Origin of the sequence: Acinetobacter sp. WU_MDCI_Abxc222, assembly GCF_025514755.1 — a bacterium.
GTDB classification, from domain to species: Bacteria; Pseudomonadota; Gammaproteobacteria; order Pseudomonadales; family Moraxellaceae; genus Acinetobacter; species Acinetobacter geminorum.
The window spans coordinates 120,114-138,323 of record NZ_JAHPVG010000009.1; the positions used below are offsets into that span (position 1 = coordinate 120,114).

General features: G+C 38.6%; 18 protein-coding genes. 7 read left to right on the forward strand and 11 right to left on the reverse strand.

What is annotated here, in order from left to right:
• Nucleotides 1–5: 5 nt before the first annotated feature.
• From rutG to rutD, 7 genes are all read right to left on the reverse strand, one after another.
• A complete protein-coding gene (gene rutG / locus KTJ10_RS14175; RefSeq protein ID WP_262442267.1) occupies nt 6–1,358 on the reverse strand; it encodes a pyrimidine utilization transport protein G in 1,353 nt (450 codons plus the stop codon).
• A gap of 31 nt (nt 1,359–1,389) precedes the next feature.
• Nucleotides 1,390–1,980 carry an NADH-dependent FMN reductase RutF gene (rutF, locus tag KTJ10_RS14180; RefSeq protein ID WP_086265187.1) on the reverse strand — a complete coding sequence of 197 codons (591 nt, stop codon included), beginning with the start codon at nt 1,978–1,980 and terminating at the stop codon, nt 1,390–1,392.
• Between the two features lie 66 nt (nt 1,981–2,046).
• A complete protein-coding gene (gene rutC, locus KTJ10_RS14185; RefSeq protein ID WP_002116077.1) occupies nt 2,047–2,430 on the reverse strand; it encodes a pyrimidine utilization protein C in 384 nt (127 codons plus the stop codon).
• A gap of 46 nt (nt 2,431–2,476) precedes the next feature.
• On the reverse strand, nt 2,477–3,229 hold the full coding sequence (rutB, locus tag KTJ10_RS14190) for a pyrimidine utilization protein B (protein WP_262442268.1): 753 nt from the start codon (nt 3,227–3,229) through the stop codon (nt 2,477–2,479).
• Nucleotides 3,226–4,344, reverse strand: coding sequence for a pyrimidine utilization protein A (gene rutA, locus KTJ10_RS14195; RefSeq protein WP_130173355.1), 1,119 nt, complete (start codon nt 4,342–4,344; stop codon nt 3,226–3,228). Before rutA ends, rutB begins: the two co-directional genes overlap by 4 nt.
• Nucleotides 4,345–4,703: 359 nt before the next feature.
• The gene (locus tag KTJ10_RS14200) at nt 4,704–5,291 is read right to left on the reverse strand and encodes a malonic semialdehyde reductase (protein ID WP_151823340.1); all 588 of its coding nucleotides are present in this window, start codon (nt 5,289–5,291) and stop codon (nt 4,704–4,706) included.
• Entirely contained in the window at nt 5,288–6,094 is an 807-nt protein-coding gene (gene rutD / locus KTJ10_RS14205; protein ID WP_213689332.1) for a pyrimidine utilization protein D, read from the reverse strand. Before rutD ends, KTJ10_RS14200 begins: the two co-directional genes overlap by 4 nt.
• Nucleotides 6,095–6,268: 174 nt before the next feature.
• Between rutD and KTJ10_RS14210 the strand changes: the two genes are divergently transcribed.
• The 3 genes from KTJ10_RS14210 (at nt 6,269) to KTJ10_RS14220 (ending at nt 7,613) form a co-directional block, all read left to right on the forward strand.
• Complete coding sequence (locus tag KTJ10_RS14210; protein ID WP_130119511.1) at nt 6,269–6,625, forward strand: DUF488 domain-containing protein; 357 nt, start codon at nt 6,269–6,271, stop codon at nt 6,623–6,625.
• A gap of 90 nt (nt 6,626–6,715) precedes the next feature.
• Nucleotides 6,716–7,060: a zinc ribbon domain-containing protein YjdM gene (locus tag KTJ10_RS14215; RefSeq protein WP_262442271.1), complete on the forward strand. Its 345-nt coding sequence runs from the start codon at nt 6,716–6,718 to the stop codon at nt 7,058–7,060.
• Between the two features lie 211 nt (nt 7,061–7,271).
• On the forward strand, nt 7,272–7,613 hold the full coding sequence (locus KTJ10_RS14220; protein WP_016143125.1) for a YegP family protein: 342 nt from the start codon (nt 7,272–7,274) through the stop codon (nt 7,611–7,613).
• Nucleotides 7,614–7,666: 53 nt separating this feature from the next.
• Here the strand turns inward: KTJ10_RS14220 and KTJ10_RS14225 are convergent, their stop codons facing one another.
• From KTJ10_RS14225 to KTJ10_RS14240, 4 genes are all read right to left on the reverse strand, one after another.
• On the reverse strand, nt 7,667–9,382 hold the full coding sequence (locus KTJ10_RS14225; RefSeq protein WP_086265182.1) for a proline--tRNA ligase: 1,716 nt from the start codon (nt 9,380–9,382) through the stop codon (nt 7,667–7,669).
• A gap of 58 nt (nt 9,383–9,440) precedes the next feature.
• A complete protein-coding gene (locus tag KTJ10_RS14230) occupies nt 9,441–12,539 on the reverse strand; it encodes an efflux RND transporter permease subunit (protein ID WP_262442272.1) in 3,099 nt (1,032 codons plus the stop codon).
• A 15-nt stretch (nt 12,540–12,554) separates the two neighbouring features.
• Nucleotides 12,555–13,664 (reverse strand): efflux RND transporter periplasmic adaptor subunit, encoded by a 1,110-nt coding sequence (locus tag KTJ10_RS14235; protein ID WP_262442283.1) that lies wholly within the window; start codon nt 13,662–13,664, stop codon nt 12,555–12,557.
• Between the two features lie 68 nt (nt 13,665–13,732).
• The gene (locus KTJ10_RS14240) at nt 13,733–14,371 is read right to left on the reverse strand and encodes a hypothetical protein (protein WP_199977942.1); all 639 of its coding nucleotides are present in this window, start codon (nt 14,369–14,371) and stop codon (nt 13,733–13,735) included.
• A gap of 283 nt (nt 14,372–14,654) precedes the next feature.
• On the opposite strand from KTJ10_RS14240, the gene pilG reads away from it, so the two are divergent.
• The 4 genes from pilG to KTJ10_RS14260 are packed head-to-tail and all read left to right on the forward strand — an operon-like array spanning nt 14,655 to nt 18,145.
• The gene (pilG, locus tag KTJ10_RS14245; RefSeq protein WP_086265179.1) at nt 14,655–15,038 is read left to right on the forward strand and encodes a twitching motility response regulator PilG; all 384 of its coding nucleotides are present in this window, start codon (nt 14,655–14,657) and stop codon (nt 15,036–15,038) included.
• Between the two features lie 23 nt (nt 15,039–15,061).
• Complete coding sequence (locus KTJ10_RS14250) at nt 15,062–15,424, forward strand: PleD family two-component system response regulator (RefSeq protein WP_000101096.1); 363 nt, start codon at nt 15,062–15,064, stop codon at nt 15,422–15,424.
• Between the two features lie 56 nt (nt 15,425–15,480).
• Nucleotides 15,481–16,017, forward strand: a complete 537-nt coding sequence (locus tag KTJ10_RS14255; protein WP_199977940.1) for a chemotaxis protein CheW — start codon at nt 15,481–15,483, stop codon at nt 16,015–16,017.
• Nucleotides 16,018–16,063: 46 nt separating this feature from the next.
• Nucleotides 16,064–18,145 carry a methyl-accepting chemotaxis protein gene (locus tag KTJ10_RS14260; RefSeq protein WP_199977939.1) on the forward strand — a complete coding sequence of 694 codons (2,082 nt, stop codon included), beginning with the start codon at nt 16,064–16,066 and terminating at the stop codon, nt 18,143–18,145.
• Nucleotides 18,146–18,210: the final 65 nt, after the last annotated feature.

The window sequence follows — 18,210 nt, forward strand, 5'->3', positions numbered from 1 at the left end:
CAGAACTAGAGATGTGGGACAGAATTAAGCGGTTCTACTGATTTTTCAATAGATTGATTTTCGGATTTTTCCGTTCTGTTGAGTAATAGGTTAAGAACAATTGCTGCAAGTGTCGCAGTTCCAATACCTCCTAAGTCAAATGGCCCAATATGTAGACTTAAATTGCCAGCACCCATAATGAGACTGACTGCTGCAATAATTAAAGTACTATTTTTAGTGAAATCAACTTTGTTATCGATCCAAATTTTTGCTCCAGCAACAGTAATTAAGCCAAAGACAACAATGGACGCACCGCCTAATAAAGCAACAGGAATGGTACTAATAATTGCTCCAAATTTAGGGGATAGACCGAGTAGAATTGCAAATAGTCCCGCAACCACAAAAATAGTCGTTGAATAGACTTTAGTTACAGCCATTACCCCAATATTTTCAGCATAAGTCGTCATGCCTGTACCACCAACAGAAGCTGATAAACTTGTACAGATGCCATCTGCAAAAAAAGCACGACCCATATATGGCGATAAATTACGTTCTGTCATGGCAGAAACCGCTTTAAAATGTCCCAAGTTTTCAGCGACTAAAATAAGCGCAACAGGTGCAATCAATAAAATAGCTTTGGCATTAAAAACAGGTGAGTGAAAAGTGGGTAGGCCAAACCATGCAGCTTGGCTGATTGCATTAAAATCGATGGGTTTGCCTAATCCTAAGATATTGGTGAGTAGAAAATAAATAAAATAAGCACTGATGAGCCCGATGAGTAATAGAAGGCGACGAATCATACCTCTTGTAAAAACAGCAACGGCACTAATGCATAAAATGGTAATGACTGCCATCCACGTGTCAAAGCTATTTGTCGAAACGCTTTTGATTGTTACAGGTGCAAGGTTTAAACCAATAATCATGACAATTGCACCAGTGACCACGGGTGGCATGAGTTTTTCAATCCATGCAGTTCCAGTTTTCATGACAATTAAACCGATGCATGCATAAATCAAACCGCAAATGATTGTACCGCCCAGCGCTACAGCTAAATTTGGATTTGATCCAACCCCTGCATAGCCTGTCGCTGCTGCGACTGCGCCAATAAAGGCGAAGCTTGATCCGAGATAGCTAGGCATACGCCCACCTGTAATTAAAAAGAACAAGATGGTGCCAATACCAGTAATAAAAATGGTGAGGTTCGGATCAAAGCCCATGAGTAACGGGGCTAAAACAGTTGCTCCGAACATCGCAAAAGCATGTTGTAACCCCAAAACAATACTTTTACCGAGAGGAAGATATTCATCAATTTGTACGGGAGTTTCTAAATTACCTGTGTGCGGCTTAAATTTAGGAAACCAAGATTCTTGTGTTCGCATAACAGATCCTCTTTTTCATTTTTTATCTGCATTAGCATGCTGTTTGTAATTCGCAATAATTGCGGTTGAAGTACATAAGTGCATTAAGCCCACTTTGGTGTTTCATTGCTTTGACCGAACAAAACAAGACATCATGACTACCGATACTCATGCTTTGTACAATTTCACAATCAAATGACACCAAGGCCTCATTCAAAATCGGAGAACCAGTGATTAGCTTGCTCCATTCCCCATGAGCAAAGCGTTCTGGCATTGGTGTTTTTCCGCCGAATATTGTAGATAGGGTACTTTGATGGGCAGCTAAAGTATTGACACAAAGCACCTTGTTTTGTTTAAAAGTATTAAACACAGATGCTGAGCGGTTGAGGCAAACCAATAGTGTCGGTGGTGTATCGGTTACGCTACATACTGCGGATGCTGTAAAACCAGCTTGCCCTGCAGGTCCATCCGTCGTGATGACATTCACTGCTGCTCCAAGATTGGCCATGCCTTGTCTAAAAGTATGCTGATCTACTTCTAAGTGTGTTGAGCATGTTTGAACCTGCTGAATAGCAGATGGAGTTAAAACCTGTTTCTCTTCTCTTTTTTGCATGATTGCTCTCCAACCCCAATGCATGATCATTACAATGAATCGAGGCTAAAACATCACATCAGTTATGATGCTTAAGGTTTTTATCAGTGACATCGTTTATCCCACATGGGCAATCGATGCAATTTCAATTAAGGCATCGGGTTTCACCAAGCCGCACTGGATACAAAAGCGAGCAGGTTTGTCACCCGGAAAGTATTCGGCATATACCGTATTCACTGCGGTATAGTCCGCCCAATCTTTAATGAAAATGGAATTGAACGTTACGTCATCCATGGTGCCACCCGCAGTTTCAATCACTTTTTTGATTGTTTCTAAAATATGGCGAGTCTGTCCTGCAGCATCACCAATACAAACCACATTATTATTTTCATCAAAAGCCAATGTGCCTGAGACATACACAATATTGTCCGCTTTGGTTGCAGGAACATAGGGTGCAAGTGGTGCCGATGTTCCTTCAGGGATAACAACTTGTTTAGACATAAAATGCTCCAAATCAAAAAATTTTAGATAAAATTAAATGTATGAATTAGGCAGATTGCTGTAGCAATGTTGATGCCGAACTAAAGGTTTCAATGAAACTATTGGTGTCAGATACCCAGCCAAAAAAAGTTTTAATGTTATATAGCGCTGCGTCGTGAGCCTCTTGAGGTCCGGCTTGATAGCAAGCATCTTTAAGTGCAACACCGAAATATTCCAAAAAGAAACCATCACGTAAGGTCGACTCGACACAGACATTGGTGGCAATACCTACAAAGACCAAATTACGAATGCCACGAGCACGTAAAATGCTGTCGAGCGCGGTGTTAAAGAAACCGCTATAACGTGGCTTTTCAATAATGATATCTTGTGGAAGTGGTTCTAACTCATCAATTAAAGCAAAGTCCCAACCACCTTTAGATAAAAGTTGGCCTTGTAACTCAGGCTGTTTACGCATGGTTTTTAAAGCATTGGATTTATGAAAATTTGGTGAACCTAAACCACCAGCTTCGACGTAGTTTTTATCCCAACCATTTTGAAAATAGATGACCTGAATCCCTGCACTATGTGCAGCATCGATCGCCTTTTTAATATTTTCGACTACAGGCTTAGTCTTTGAGACATCAAAACCTGCTAAATCTAAATACCCACCCAAAGAGGTGTAAGCATTTTGCATATCAATGACAACAAGCGCAGTTTGTTCTGCTGCTAGTTGAATATGTTCAGGTTCGGCTTTTAATACTTTGCCTGTACCAATCTGTGCCGTGAATTCTGCACATACAATATTAGACATTTCATTCATGCGCTTTTCTCCAAAACAGTTGGTTCGGCTTGCTTTGTCAGTTCGGTAACGACACTTTCACGACATTTCATGAGCGGTTGAATGCGTTGACCAAAATCTTCTACGCCTTGTACAAAGTCATCAAAGGTCAACAAAATTCCCTCTGTCCCTTTAATCTCGGAAATTTGATCGAGCATTTTTGCGACATTTTTAAAAGAGCCAACAATGGTGCCCATATTGATATTGACGGGAGAAACGCTAGAGGCCATGTGGCGAATATTGGTGTCAGTGCCAGACACTTTATCTTTTGCACCTTGGTCTTGTAGCCAACGGATAGCTTCCATGTCCGCACCGTCGTTATAGTGTTGCCACTTCTGCATTGCAGCTTCATCTGTTTCGGCAGCAATTACCATAAACAACACATAGGTCTGTACATTGCGTCCAGTTTTGTCGGTTTGAACTTTTAAGCGATCATTAATTTCGGCATAGGCTGTCGGTGTGTTTAAACCTTTTCCGAAAACAAAGTTGTAGTCAGCATATTTTGCGGAAAAAGCTAAACCAGCATCAGACTGTCCTGCACAGATAATTTTCATATCAGCTTGAGGCTGTGGTTTGACCTGACAATCATTCATCTGGAAGAACTCGCCTTTTAGGTCTGACTTCCCAGTTGCCCAAAGTTCACGTAAAACTTCGACATATTCAGATAAGTAATCATAGCGTTTAGCAAAATATTCATCGCCGGGCCACATACCCATTTGGGAATATTCAGGCATTTGCCATCCGGTCACAACGTTTAGGCCAAAGCGACCGTTGGAAATCGAATCTATGGTCGATGCCATACGTGCCACAATTGCAGGAGGCATGACTAGTGTTGCAGCGGTTGCATAAATTTGGATTTTACTGGTGACAGCGGCGAGACCTGCCATGAGGGTAAATGTTTCAAGGTTATAGTCCCAAAACTCAGTTTTTCCGCCAAAACCACGCAACTTAATCATGGAAAGGGCAAAGTCAAAACCGTAGTGTTCAGCACGCTGTACAATTTGTTTGTTTAATTCAAAGGTAGGTTTATATTGCGGTGCATTTTCTGAAAGCAGCCAGCCATTATTTCCAATTGGACAAAAAACGCCGATCTTCATCTTGATTCCCCATCGTGAGTTTAGGAAGTCGAACTGAAAGCTATAAACGATATAATTTTCAGTGTTTGGTTGTATTTTTTAATAATGCATAGCTCATGCCAACTTTAATATTTTTATATTTATCAATGTATTGAATTTATTGTTTGGTATAATTTTTATCAAATGGTAAAAAATAATGCGATTATGCACCAAGGAGGAACTAACTTGCTTCATTGTGCATCATTTGATCAATTTTGCTTTTGGAGTGTGTATGACATCCAATGTTTTAAAACAGCAGAATAAAAAAGGCGACATTGAAGTCGCCGTGTAGAACTAAGGTATTTCTCTTTTGAGATTGAAGAGGGAGTTATGTACTTAACTCATTCTACCCGACAAGCCTCTTCAAAATTTAAACGGGGAAGGCGAGTATAAACTTTTTGAGGGTCGCCATAGCCGATGTTAATGATGATATTAATATGATGATTTGTGCCTGCAAAAAATAGCTCATCAACTTGTTTTGCATCAAAACCAGACATTGGACCCGTATCTAAACCTAGACTACGACATGCCATAATTAAATATGCAGCTTGTAATGAACTATTACGAAAAGCAGTTTCATGTGCTACGGCTTCACTTGATGTAAACCATGATTTTGCATCGGCATAAGGAAATAGTTCTGGCAGTTTGTCATAAAATCTTGCATCGGTTGCAACCAAAACAGTGACAGGAGCTGTCATCGTCTTTTCTACATTGCCAGACGACAATGCTGGCTTGAGTTTTTGTTTAGCTTCAGGTGTTGTTAAAAAGACAAAACGAGCAGGACTACAGTTGGCAGAAGTCGGCGCCATTTTGACCAGATCATAAATTTGTTGAATTTGCTCAGTGCTGACCGCTTTATCTAACCACGTGCTGTGGGTTCTAGCTTCTAAAAAGAGTTGATCTAAAATATTTAATGTTTTTGCATTCATGATAAGGCCTTAATGTTATGGAAAAATTGAATGAAAGTTTGATTTAGTCGTTGAGATTCGGTCACTGTGGAAGCATGGGCACCAGAGGGTAAAATGCAGAGTTGACCATGAGCGAGTTTGATAAAAAGATCCTGTGATTTATGTACTGGAACTAAAAAATCATCTTGATTGGCAACGATATGAATTGCGGTGTCTTGCAATGCTTGTAAGTGCTCTGCTTGTAATTGAAAGCGCATCAATGCTTTGAGTCGTGCAAATACATTGGTCTTAGGTGGAAAGTTTTGGAGTTGAATATCTTCGGTATTTTTAATGTGGCTATGATTCTGAGAAATCCATGCTGGGGGATACAAAAATAATGCCTGTGCACGCACATAGGCTTCAGCACCTGCTGACGCTAATAATGCGATACGGGCATCAAAACATTTTTGTGTATGGGCATCTAGCTCATCCCACGCATTAATCAGTGTCAGGCTGAGCATGGTAATTGAGCTGGATTGTAGTTGTTTTGCTAGCTCCATTCCGATGATGCCGCCTAAAGCATGCCCGATCATATGGAATTCATGAATTTGAAGATGTTCTAATAAATGTAGTACTTGATTTGCCATGTCACACATATGGTAGTGTGCCGGTAATAAAGCACTGTCTTGGTGACAGCCTTCTTGGTCATAAGTCACGATGTTGAAATGCGTGCTCAATGATTCAAGTTGTGGGCTCCAAAAACTAGCATGACCACCTAACCCAGATGAGAAAATCAAATAAGGGGCATCTTTTTGAGCTGAACACGGATAAATATAATATTTCATTTTTTACCATTTGATAAAATAATGAAAAATTCAAAAGCAATTTATATGCCTGAATTAATCAGTAATGGCAAATTGAGACAATATTTAGCGCAAAAGATTTAGATTGTAGAGGAAGGCAAATCAATGTGATGATTAAGCCAATGATATTTAGATTGAGCTGAGTAGGTGTCAGAAATGGATATACATATTAAAAGAATTTATGAAAATGCTGAGCCTAGTGATGGAAAGCGAATATTGGTTGACCGTTTATGGAGTAGGGGAATTAGTAAGGAGAATGCCCACTTAGATTTGTGGCTAAAAGAAATAGCACCATCGACCGAGCTTAGAAAATGGTTTCATGCTGCAACACCAGATCATTGGCACGAGTTTAAACAGCGCTATTTAAAAGAGCTTGAGACCAATTCCGCAGTTCAAGAGCTACAACAAATCGCATTGAAGAATACGATCACACTTTTATATTCAGCCAAAGATGTTGAAAACAATCACGCAATTATTTTGAAGGAATATTTATTAAGTAAAAACTTAAAATAATATATAAATTTTTTTTTGGTAAAAGTCTATTATTTAAAACTTTAAAAAATGAGTCATTTCTCGCATAATATACTTTTTGAGATTTTTTTCATGTCTTTGCCAAACTGCCCAAAATGCCAATCAGAATATACTTACCAAGATGGCGACCTATTGATTTGTCCTGAATGTTCACATGAGTGGAAAGAAGGAGAAGCATCAGCAACTGAAGAACAAGAAATTATTAAAGATGCAAATGGAAATGTCTTGGCAGATGGTGATAGCGTCACTGTAATCAAAGACTTAAAAATTAAAGGTTCTTCTTCAGTCGTTAAAGTAGGTATGAAGGTAAAAACGATTCGTTTAGTTCCAGATGCAAGTGATGGTCACAATATTGATTGTAAAATTGATGGTATTGGTCAGATGAAACTAAAATCTGAATTTGTAAAAAAAGCTTAAACTGTTAATTATTATTACATTTCAGCAGAGATATATGTCTATATCTCTGCTTTTTAAATTCCCAACATCATTATAATTTTATTACGAAAAAGTATAAAAAATGGACTATTCAAGGAGTGTTCGCGCCTTTATATTGTCACTAATAACAAATAACTTTCGTCCAGAATAATAACGAAAGTCATACCCACACCAACAAAAAAATGAGGTTTTTATGGCAGGATGGTACGAAATTTCACAAGCAAGTGATGGACAATACCGCTTTATCTTAAAGGCAGGAAATGGTGAACCTATTTTAAATAGTGAGCTATATAAGGCAAAAGCTTCTGCTGTAAATGGTATTGAGTCAATTCAGAAAAACAGTGGTGATGATGCCCGATATGAGCGTTTAACTGCAAAGAATGGGAAACCTTATTTCAATTTAAAAGCTGCAAATCATCAGATTATTGGCACGAGCCAGTTCTATGCGAGCGAAGCTTCACGTGATAAAGGAATTGAGTCGGTTAAAAATAATGGTTCATCCACGACTATCAAGGATTTAACTGTTCAAGCATAAAAATTGAAATAAAAAAGCAGCTTCTAAAAGCTGCTTTTTTATTTATGTATTTATTAACGCACTAATTTAGCTAAAAGCTCTTCTTTAGTTAAATTACTCGCTTCAGCATCGCGGCGGCCTTTGTATTCAAAAGTACCAGCATCCAAACCTTTTTCACCAATTACAATACGGTGTGGAATACCCATCAATTCAAGGTCAGAGAATTTAACACCTGGACGTTCGTTACGATCATCAAGTAACACATCAAAACCTTGAGCTTGAAGTTCTGCATAAAGAGACTCTGCTGCTTCAAGAGTACGTGGTGATTTGTGCGCATTCATTGGAACAATTGCAATTTCAAAAGGTGCAATGGCTTGAGGCCAGATAATACCTTTGTCATCGTAGTTTTGTTCAATTGCAGCTGCAACAACACGTGTTACACCAATACCGTAGCAGCCCATAGTTACTGTAAATGGTTTGCCATCTTCACCTAGAACTTTACAGCCCAAAGCTTCAGAGTATTTAGTACCAAGCTGGAAAATATGACCTACTTCAATACCGCGTTTAATTTGTAGTGTGCCTTTGCCATCTGGAGATGGATCGCCTTCAACCACATTACGTAGATCAAAAACTTCGCTAATTTGTGCATCACGTTCCCAGTTTACGCCAACCGCATGTTTGTCCGCTTCATTTGCACCAGCAACGAAGTCAGAAAGAACAGATGCAGCACGGTCAACAATTACAGTTAAGCCTTTTTCGACTAAACCTTGTGGACCTGTAAAGCCAGCAGTTAAACCAAATGCTTGGAGTTGTTCTTCAGTTGCAAAAGTAAGAGGCGCAGCAACTAAAGGATGCTTCTCAGCTTTAATCTCATTAAGTTCATGGTCGCCACGTACAAATAGAGCAACAACAGGAACATTACCTTTTTCATCAGCAACGCCTTGAACCAATAAAGCTTTAACAGATTGCTTTGGATCAGCATTTAAGAATTGGCAAACATCATCAATCGTTTTTTGGTTTGGTGTTTCAACCAATTTAAATTCTTGTGTCGGTGCTGCACGTTCACCCACTAAAACAGCCTCAGCCATTTCAACGTTTGCCGCATAATCAGATTCAGTTGAAAATGCGATGTCATCTTCACCACTTGCAGCCAATACGTGGAATTCGTGTGAAGCTGAACCACCAATAGAACCTGTATCTGCTTGTACTGGGCGGAAATCTAAACCTAAACGAGTGAAAATACGACTATAAGTGTCGTACATCACATCATAAGTTTCTTGTAATGACTCTTGAGTTGCATGGAAAGAATAAGCATCTTTCATGATGAACTCACGTGAACGCATTACACCAAAACGTGGTCGAATTTCATCACGGAATTTGGTTTGAATTTGATAGAAGTTTACAGGGAGCTGCTTATAACTTTTTAATTCGTTACGCGCCATATCTGTAATAACTTCTTCATGCGTTGGCCCAAGTACGAATGGGTTCGTATGACGATCTTTAAAGCGTAATAACTCAGGACCATATTGTTCATATCGACCTGATTCTTCCCAAAGACTTGCGGGTTGAGTCACGGGCATGAATACTTCCATCGCGCCTGAACGGTTCATTTCTTCACGAACAATCGCATCTACTTTTTTAAGCACACGTGTTCCCATCGGCAGCCATGTATATAAACCAGATGCCAATTTACGAATCATCCCCGCACGTAACATGAGCTGGTGTGAAATCACTTCAGCATCATTTGGGGTTTCTCTCAACGTTGCAAATAAAAAGCGGCTTGCGCGCATGGAAAAAGTCCTAAAAGTTAAGCGTTATAAAAACGCAGATTATACGATAATCGCTGCATTATGACATGAATCGTCGAGTTTGACGCAGCATAAAGTTTTTCAAGTCATCCAGATAAGTGAAAATGACGGGTACAACCACAAGAGTCAACAGGGTAGAGGTAATCACACCACCAATAACTGCATGAGCCATTGGTGCGCTTTGTTCACCACCTTCGCCGAGACCTAAAGCTAATGGAACCATCCCCATCACCATAGCGCTTGTTGTCATCAAAATTGGACGTAAACGGGTCTTACCAGCTTGTAAAATAGCGTCATAACGGCTCACACCCTGATCCATAGCTTTTTTAATAAAATCGATCAGCAAAATTGCATTTTTAGTGACAAGTCCCATCAGCATAATAATACCAATAATCGAAAACAGATTTAGGGTGCTTTGGAACAAGAATAGGGCAAGAAAAACACCAATCAATGATAAGGGTAAAGAGGCCATAATTGCTGCAGGATGAATAAAGCTATTGAACTGAGAACCTAGCACGATATAAATAAATACAATCGATAGGGTAATGGCTGTCAATGCGTATCCCGCAGATTCAGCCATATCGGCGTTTGCCCCTTGCGTATCGAATGTATAACCTGCAGGTAACTTAAATGCTTTTTGCATTTTGTCGATGTCTTGACCAATATCGCCACTAGGGCGACCTGAGGTATTTGCCTCAATAAGAACCTCACGTTCAAGATCACGTCGGTTAATTTGCGAAGCCCCAAGCTTTTCTTCGGTCGTTGCGACGGCACTCAAGGGAACTAATATATTTTGTCCAGCTGCATTGGTTTTATTAGAGTTGATATATAAATTTTGCACATCTTGCGGAAGCATACGTTTATTTTCATTTAAACGTAAATTCACATCATAAGTTTCACCATCACGGTCTTCCCAAGTGGTGACATTATCGCCCGCAATTAATGGTCGAATGGCATTCGCAATTTGGGAAACAGATAAGCCCAAATCACTTGCCAGCACGCGATTAATATGAACACCCAAAGTAGGTTTGGGTTCTTTCAATGAACTTTCTAAATCAACTACGCCTTTAATTTTTTCCATTTCTGCAATAAAGCGATCTGAAATTTTTTGTAGTTCATTTAGGTCAGATCCTTTAATCGAAATCATGATTGGTTTCTGACCGCCAGATACAGAGTCTTGTGCTGCGGCAACAGAAGTCACTCGAATACCCGCTACAGTTTGCAAACGATCACGGAACTCATTATTGAGTGTATTTAGATCTGAGCTACGTTCTTGTTTTGGCTTTAAGGTAACTCCTAAACCGGCATGGTTTTTACCAGAGTCTACTTCACTGTTGACCACGCCATAAGTAGAAACGACATCAGGGAATTGTCTAATAATTTGATCGACCTGATGTAATTTTGCTTGGGTATATTCTAAAGAAGAATCTACAGGAGTCTCGAACTGAATGCGCACTTCACCCTTATCTGGTGTAGGTACAAATTCGGTCCCAATCAGTTTCGATAGTCCTAATGCAGCAAATAATGAAGCGATTGCAACAATAACCGTGATTAAACGGAAGCGTAGAGCAAGTTTTAATAGCTTTTCATAAACATGGGTAAGCCGATCTAGTATTTTAGAAATATGGTTAAAAAACCGTTGTAGCCAATTATCTTTTTTCTTTACAGGATCTTTCCAATGAGCAGAAAGCATTGGATCGAGCGTAAAACTAATAAACATTGAAATTAGAACAGCTGTACTGACTGTTACACCGAACTGATAAAAGAAACGTCCAATCAGACCACCCATAAAGGCAACAGGTAGAAATACTGCCACAATGGTAAGTGTAGTTGCGAGTACGGCTAAACCAATTTCTTTTGTCCCTTCAAGAGCTGCAGTTACGTGGTCTTTGCCAAGTTCAGTATGTCTGACAATATTTTCCCGAACTACAATTGCATCATCAATAAGTAAACCAATACTGAGCGATAGTGCTAACAGCGTCATCATGTTAATGCTAAACCCGAAAGCCCAAATAAAAGTTAAGGTTCCGAGCAAAGTAATAGGTAAGGTTAAACCGGTAATAACTGTAGAGCGGAAAGAGCCTAGAAAGAGTAAAACAATAAGAACTGCTAAAGCAGCACCTTCAATAATGGTTCGAACAACATCTTTGATTGAAGCGCGAATACCTTTAGAGCTATCAGCTACGACTTTGTAATCTAAACCCGCAGGCATTTGATCTTTTAATTTTTCTAACGTTTGATAAGTCTGATCGACGACTTTAATTACATTGGCATCGGAACTTTTTAAGATATCGACAGAGACCGCAGTTCTTCCATTATAAAAGGCACTCGATTGTAGTTCTGCTTGAGTATCTTCAACGGTTGCTACTTGTTTTAAAAAAATAGGGGAACCATTTTTATTAGCAATAACTAAATCACCAAATCCAAGAGGATGGATGACTTTTGATTGAATCTGTACAACCAGTTCAGAATTCTTTTGTTGTAAGGTTCCTGCAGGTACTTCAATATTTTCATTTTTTAGCGTGTTAATGACCTGATCAATACCAATACCGTAGCTTTGTAATTGTTCAGGATGAACCTTAATCCGAATTTGACGTTTAGCATCACCTAGTAAATTGACATTACCCACACCAGAAACAGTTTTAAGCTGAGGCACAATACGTTTATCTACATAGGAACTTAATTGAGCCAAACTCATGCTGTTTGATTCAAATACGACTGACATGATTGGGCTAGACGAGGGGTCATAGCGTTGCACAATCGGTGTATCAATTTCGTCACGGAACTGCGCTGTGACGGGTGCAATTTTGTCACGAACATCCTGAGCAGCAATCGCCGAAGAAGTATCAAGATTAAACTCGGCAATCACCATTGAAAGGCCTTCACTTGAGCGTGAAGTAATCTGTTTAATGCCTGAAATAGTATTGATTTGATCTTCAAGTTTTTTTGTTATATCTGACTCAACAGCTTCAGGTGACGCACCCGCATATTGTGTGGTGACTACTACGAATGGGAAATCTATATTTGGAAACTCTTCGACAGTCATACGTTTCCAAGACGCCAACCCGAGTACCATTAAGCTGAGCATCATCATAATGGTAAAAACTGGGTATTTCACACTGATTCGAGTAAACCACATACGCTATTTGCTACCTTATTTATTTTTGTCGGTTGTAACCGTCACTTTTTTATTAATGTCGGAATCTTCAAATTGAATACGGCTAACCAGATCTGTGCTTTGTAAACCTTCGACTAAAGCAATATTGTCGTTATAAAGCTGTTCAACCACCCGAATTTTAACTTTTTGAATGGTGTGATTGCGTATCACCCATACAAATGGATCATGTTGCATATTTTGAATGCTGTCTAAAGGAATTGTTTGGCCTTGATGAGTGTCGTTGTGCAGAATGTTTCCATTAATGAAAGCTCCTATGCTTAATGAATCAATTTTTTCTTTAGGAGCAGCAAAAAACTCAATTTGTCGACTGTCTTGATCGGCAACAGGTGAAATGCGAGTGAGCGTTGCATTTAATTGTTTTGAATTGCCCTGAATTTGATATTGAATGTTACTACCTATCTTAAGCGCAGATTGCTGTTCAATTGGCAACTTGGCCTGTATTTCAAGCTGATCTGGATTTACGATTTCAAATAGTGTTTGTCCAACTGAAACAGTTTGACCTGGTTCTACTTGTCGTTTAGTAATCACACCTGAAATTGGACTGATAATAATTCCGTCCTGATCAGCTTTTTTAGCAATGTCGACATTTGCTTGTTGTGCTTTTACGCTTTCAAGCTGGCCTTTGTAGTCAACCTGACTTTGTTCAAACTCGACACGAGCAATAAAACCTTGATTAAATAATCTTTGTTTTCGGTTCATCAAATTACGTGCAAGTTCAGCTTGTGACTGAGCTGATGCAAGGTTGGCGCGTGCTTGTGCTAAACGTGCAACATTGTCCTGATTATTCAATCTCACCAGCACTTGACCTTTTTGTACCTGTTGACCAACATTGGCAGTGACATTCGTCGCTGTTGCACTCACTTGTGCCTGAATGGAACTTTGCTGAACCGCACGAATTGTTCCTGTAAATGCAGTTTTGGAGTCAAGTGCTCCTTCTTTAACTGCAATAAGGTCTTGAGGAATAAGCTCAATTTTTGTAGGAGCTGAGGCCGCAGTTTTGGTTGTTTCTTGTTGATTACATGCAGCTAAAATTAAACATAAACTAATAATACTCAGTTTAAAAAAAGTAGAAGGGGTGAGATGCATTGTGTGCATACAGCATCATCCTATAATTCAAATTTTATTTTGCCCCTATTCTTGATAAACCTTTGCCGTTATTCAAGCTTTTTTAAACGTTCGATAATATTTTCATACTCATTATTAGTTCGACTATAGGTCTTGGAAAGTGTTTCAATGGTTTGTTTAACTCGATTAATATTATTTAGATTGTTTTCAATCAATGCTTTATGACGCTTAGGAATCATTTCTCCTTTCCTGAAATACTCCATTTCCTGACGCTTAAATAAAATTTTGTCTTGTTGTAATTGGTTAAGTTGTTCCTGTTGATAATTAATTTGCTTTTTTATAGACACTAATGCCTGATCTCTTTTAATCGAAGCTGTCTTACTATTGCTATAAGCTTTTTTTAATTTGATATCTTGTTCTTTATGTTGTGCTAATAATGCGCGTTGAGTTGATTGATTTAAATCTGCCTCAGCATTATAAGAGTGGTTTCTTTTTATCACTTGCATATTGCGATCCAGAGCTTCATATCCATAACGGATGTGAGCTGGCGTAACTGAAGTGCTGATATTGGCAACACCATTTTGATCATAATAACGATACCAGACCGCTTTAGAAGTATCGGTAACAGCCATACTAGAAGGTGAGAAAAAGAGTGATCCGAAGGAAATAATGCCTATAGATACAGACACGCAGTTCCTATAAAAGGCATATTTCGTCCTATCAGTCATTGAAAATCCCCAAAAAAGATAGCTAAGTCGCTTATTTTTAAATAATTAATCTTTATTATATTAATTATTATTTAGCTGAATAAAAATATAGTCATTATAAAAAAAATGATAATTTTAATTAAAGTGTGATGAGGTTAAAAGTTATTGTTTATAAATGAGAAAGTAGACAAAAATGCCTCATTGAAAATAGAAGGTGAGTTATGTTAAAAATGCGTATAAATGTGTAAAAACAAATTTAAGTTAAATTGCATTTATATTTTATGTTATGGGGATGGAAGATTAAATGGAAGATACGTTCCAAAATCTGAAAGTAATGGTTATTGATGACTCAAAAACTATTCGCCGTACAGCAGAAACACTATTGCAACGTGAAGGTTGTGAAGTAATTACTGCTGTGGATGGATTTGAAGCTTTGTCTAAAATTGCAGAAGCAAATCCGGATATTGTTTTTGTGGATATCATGATGCCTCGTTTAGATGGTTATCAAACTTGTGCTCTGATTAAGAACTCTCAAAATTATCAGAACATTCCCGTTATTATGCTCTCTAGTAAAGATGGTCTGTTTGATCAGGCAAAAGGGCGTGTGGTAGGTTCAGATGAATACTTGACGAAACCTTTTAGCAAAGATGAATTGCTAAATGCGATTCGTAATCATGTAAGTTCATAATTAAGTAATTTAAGGGCAAAGAAATGGCACGTATTCTTATTGTTGATGACTCACCAACAGAAACTTTTCGTTTTAAAGAAATTCTAACCAAGCATGGTTATGACGTACTTGAAGCATCTAATGGTGCAGATGGGGTAACCTTGGCAAAAGCAGAGCAACCTGACTTAGTGTTAATGGATGTTGTGATGCCAGGTGTAAATGGTTTTCAGGCAACACGCCAGATTACTCGTGATGAAGACACTAAACATATTCCTGTTGTGATTGTGAGTACTAAAGATCAGGCAACTGACCGAGTATGGGGTAAACGTCAAGGTGCAATCGATTACCTGATTAAGCCGATCGAAGAAAAGCAATTGATTGATGTAATTAAACAATTTCTAAATTAACTCATCCATCCATAAAAACATAAATGACGGGATACACCCGTCATATAGGATCGAGTATGGCCGCGAATGGATTTATCGAATTACTTCGTCTGTCTAAACGAGGTAATAAGAATTACGCTTCAGTCCAAAATGAAGCAGAACGGTGGTCAGGAATTGCTTTTGAAATGAGAGGGCAATACTTCGTCGCACCACTTGGGGAAGTCTCAGAAGTTATCTATCCACCAAAATATACACCTGTTCCTAATACTCAAAGCTGGGTGAAGGGATTAGCAAATATTCGAGGAAGATTACTTTCAGTTTCTGATTTGGCACATTTTATTTCAGGGCAACGAAGTTCATTTTCGTCTGCCCAAAAAGTGTTATGTATTAGCCATCATGACCAGTATGTGGGGTTGGTTGTTGATCAGGTTTTGGGGATTCAACACTTTAATAAGAAAAGCTTTTTTTCTCAAAGTTTAAACTTGGAGGAAAATCTAAAAGAATATTGCCAAGGGTATTTTCACCAGCATAATCAGCATTGGCATGTCTTTTTATTTAGTCGATTATTGCAAAACCCACATTATATGAATGCGTCGACAAAATTTATAAACTAATTTTTATGCTGTTAATAAATAGCATATTTTTCTGGGGAGAAGCTGTATGGGCTTTAAACTTAAAAAGAAAAGTGGCAGTCGTGATCTAAACGAAAAATCGAAAGTCAATTTTATTGCAAAAATCCAGTCAGAAATTGAGCAATATGCCAGTTTGTTTGGGGAAAGTAAAAAGTCCAAGCCTATCCTTTATGTAGCGTTGTTATGTTTAGTATTTGCTTTAACTTCGCTCGCCTATTTGTTTTATAGCGTGCCTCGACATAACCAATTAACACGTAGTTTGGGTGAGTTACGTTTATTGTCACAAACGATTTCTAGACAGGCTACCGAAGCAACAGCTTCTGGATCACCTGAAGCCATGAAAGAGTTAGTTGAGTCGGAAAAACTTTTTGCAGAAAATATGCAAGAAATTGAAAAGATTCATGGTACATCTTCAAAAGAATATAAAAAAGTTGCGGTTTTGTGGAAAGCTTTGTCTTATGACATTAACTTGATCTCATCACATCAGCCTGTAATTAATCAGTTATATAACATGAATATCTCGATTAGTGACTCTATTCCTGAAATTCAGGCTGAGTATAACTTGATGGTTGATAAGATGGTTCGCGAAAAAGTATCGAGTAATCAGGTAATGATTGCTAAAAACCAGGTATTTATTGCAGAACGTATTTTACGATCTATTAATTCGGTTTTGGTTGGCACAGAGGATTCTCAAAGTTCAGCACATGATTTTGGTGTCGATATCGAGACTTTTGGTGTGTATTTAAATGCTCAGCTAAACGGTAATGCTGAGTTGGGAGTTACTAGAGTTGAGTCCCCAGAAATACGAGAATCTTTGGAAGGTATTAAAGCTGAGTATGATAAAGTTTTAAAATCTGCAGCGACATCAGTTCTCAAACATACAGATCAAATTGTAAATGTACGTCAGTCATCGGGTGAAATCTTCTCACAATCTGATGAGATGTTATCTGCATTAGGTAAGCTTTCTGAGCAAACACACTATGGCTGGAAGGCTTTTGCTTTGGGTGCACTTGTTGCATTATCGCTTCTTGGATTAATTAGTTCAGTCTTAAAGCTTTTATCACTTCGTAGTAAAGCAGATAAACAACGTGTAGCTACCTTACAAGAAGAATATGACCGTAACCAGAACGCGATCTTACGTTTACTTGATGAAATTGCCGATCTTGCAGATGGTGACTTACGTTCATATGCAACAGTATCTGAAGACTTTACAGGGGCAATCGCCGACTCTATTAACTTCGCAATTGACCAATTACGTGACTTAGTATCTCGAATTCATGAAACTTCACAAGAAGTTGCTCGTTATACGCATAATACTCAGAATATTACTAACCAGCTAGCAGAAGCATCTGAGCACCAAGCACAAGAAATTGCAGGTGCATCAACAGCAATGAATGAAATGGCATTGTCTATTGACCAAGTATCCTCTAATGCGTCTGAATCTGCTAGCGTAGCACAGCGTTCGGTATATATTGCATCCAATGGTGCACAAGTAGTAAACCGTTCTATTGAGGGTATGGATACCATTCGTGAACAGATTCAGGAAACCTCTAAACGTATTAAACGTTTGGGTGAGTCTTCACAAGAAATTGGTAACATTGTCTCGTTAATTAACGATATTGCAGACCAAACAAACATCCTTGCATTAAATGCTGCAATTCAAGCATCTATGGCTGGTGAAGCAGGTCGTGGTTTCGCCGTGGTTGCCGACGAAGTCCAACGCCTTGCGGAACGTTCTGCTTCAGCGACTAAACAGATTGAGACACTCGTTAAAACGATTCAAACGGATACTAACGAAGCTGTTATTTCAATGGAGCAAACGACAACAGAGGTTGTGCGTGGTGCTAACTTGGCGAAAGATGCGGGTATTGCACTCGATGAAATTCAAAAAGTATCTGGTGATTTGGCAAAGTTAATTGCCAGCATTTCTGATGCAGCAAAACTTCAATCTGCATCTGCAAGTCATATTGCCGCAACCATGACAGTCGTACAAGAAATTACTTCACAAACAACAACGGCAACCTTTGATACTGCTCGCTCCGTATCGGAATTGGCGAATATGTCGGAGTCACTACGTGAGTCAGTAACTGACTTTAAATTACCTGACTAAATTGGGGGAAAAGAATAGCTATTTCTGTAATAGCTATTCTTTTAAAAAGTATGAACAGCACCAGT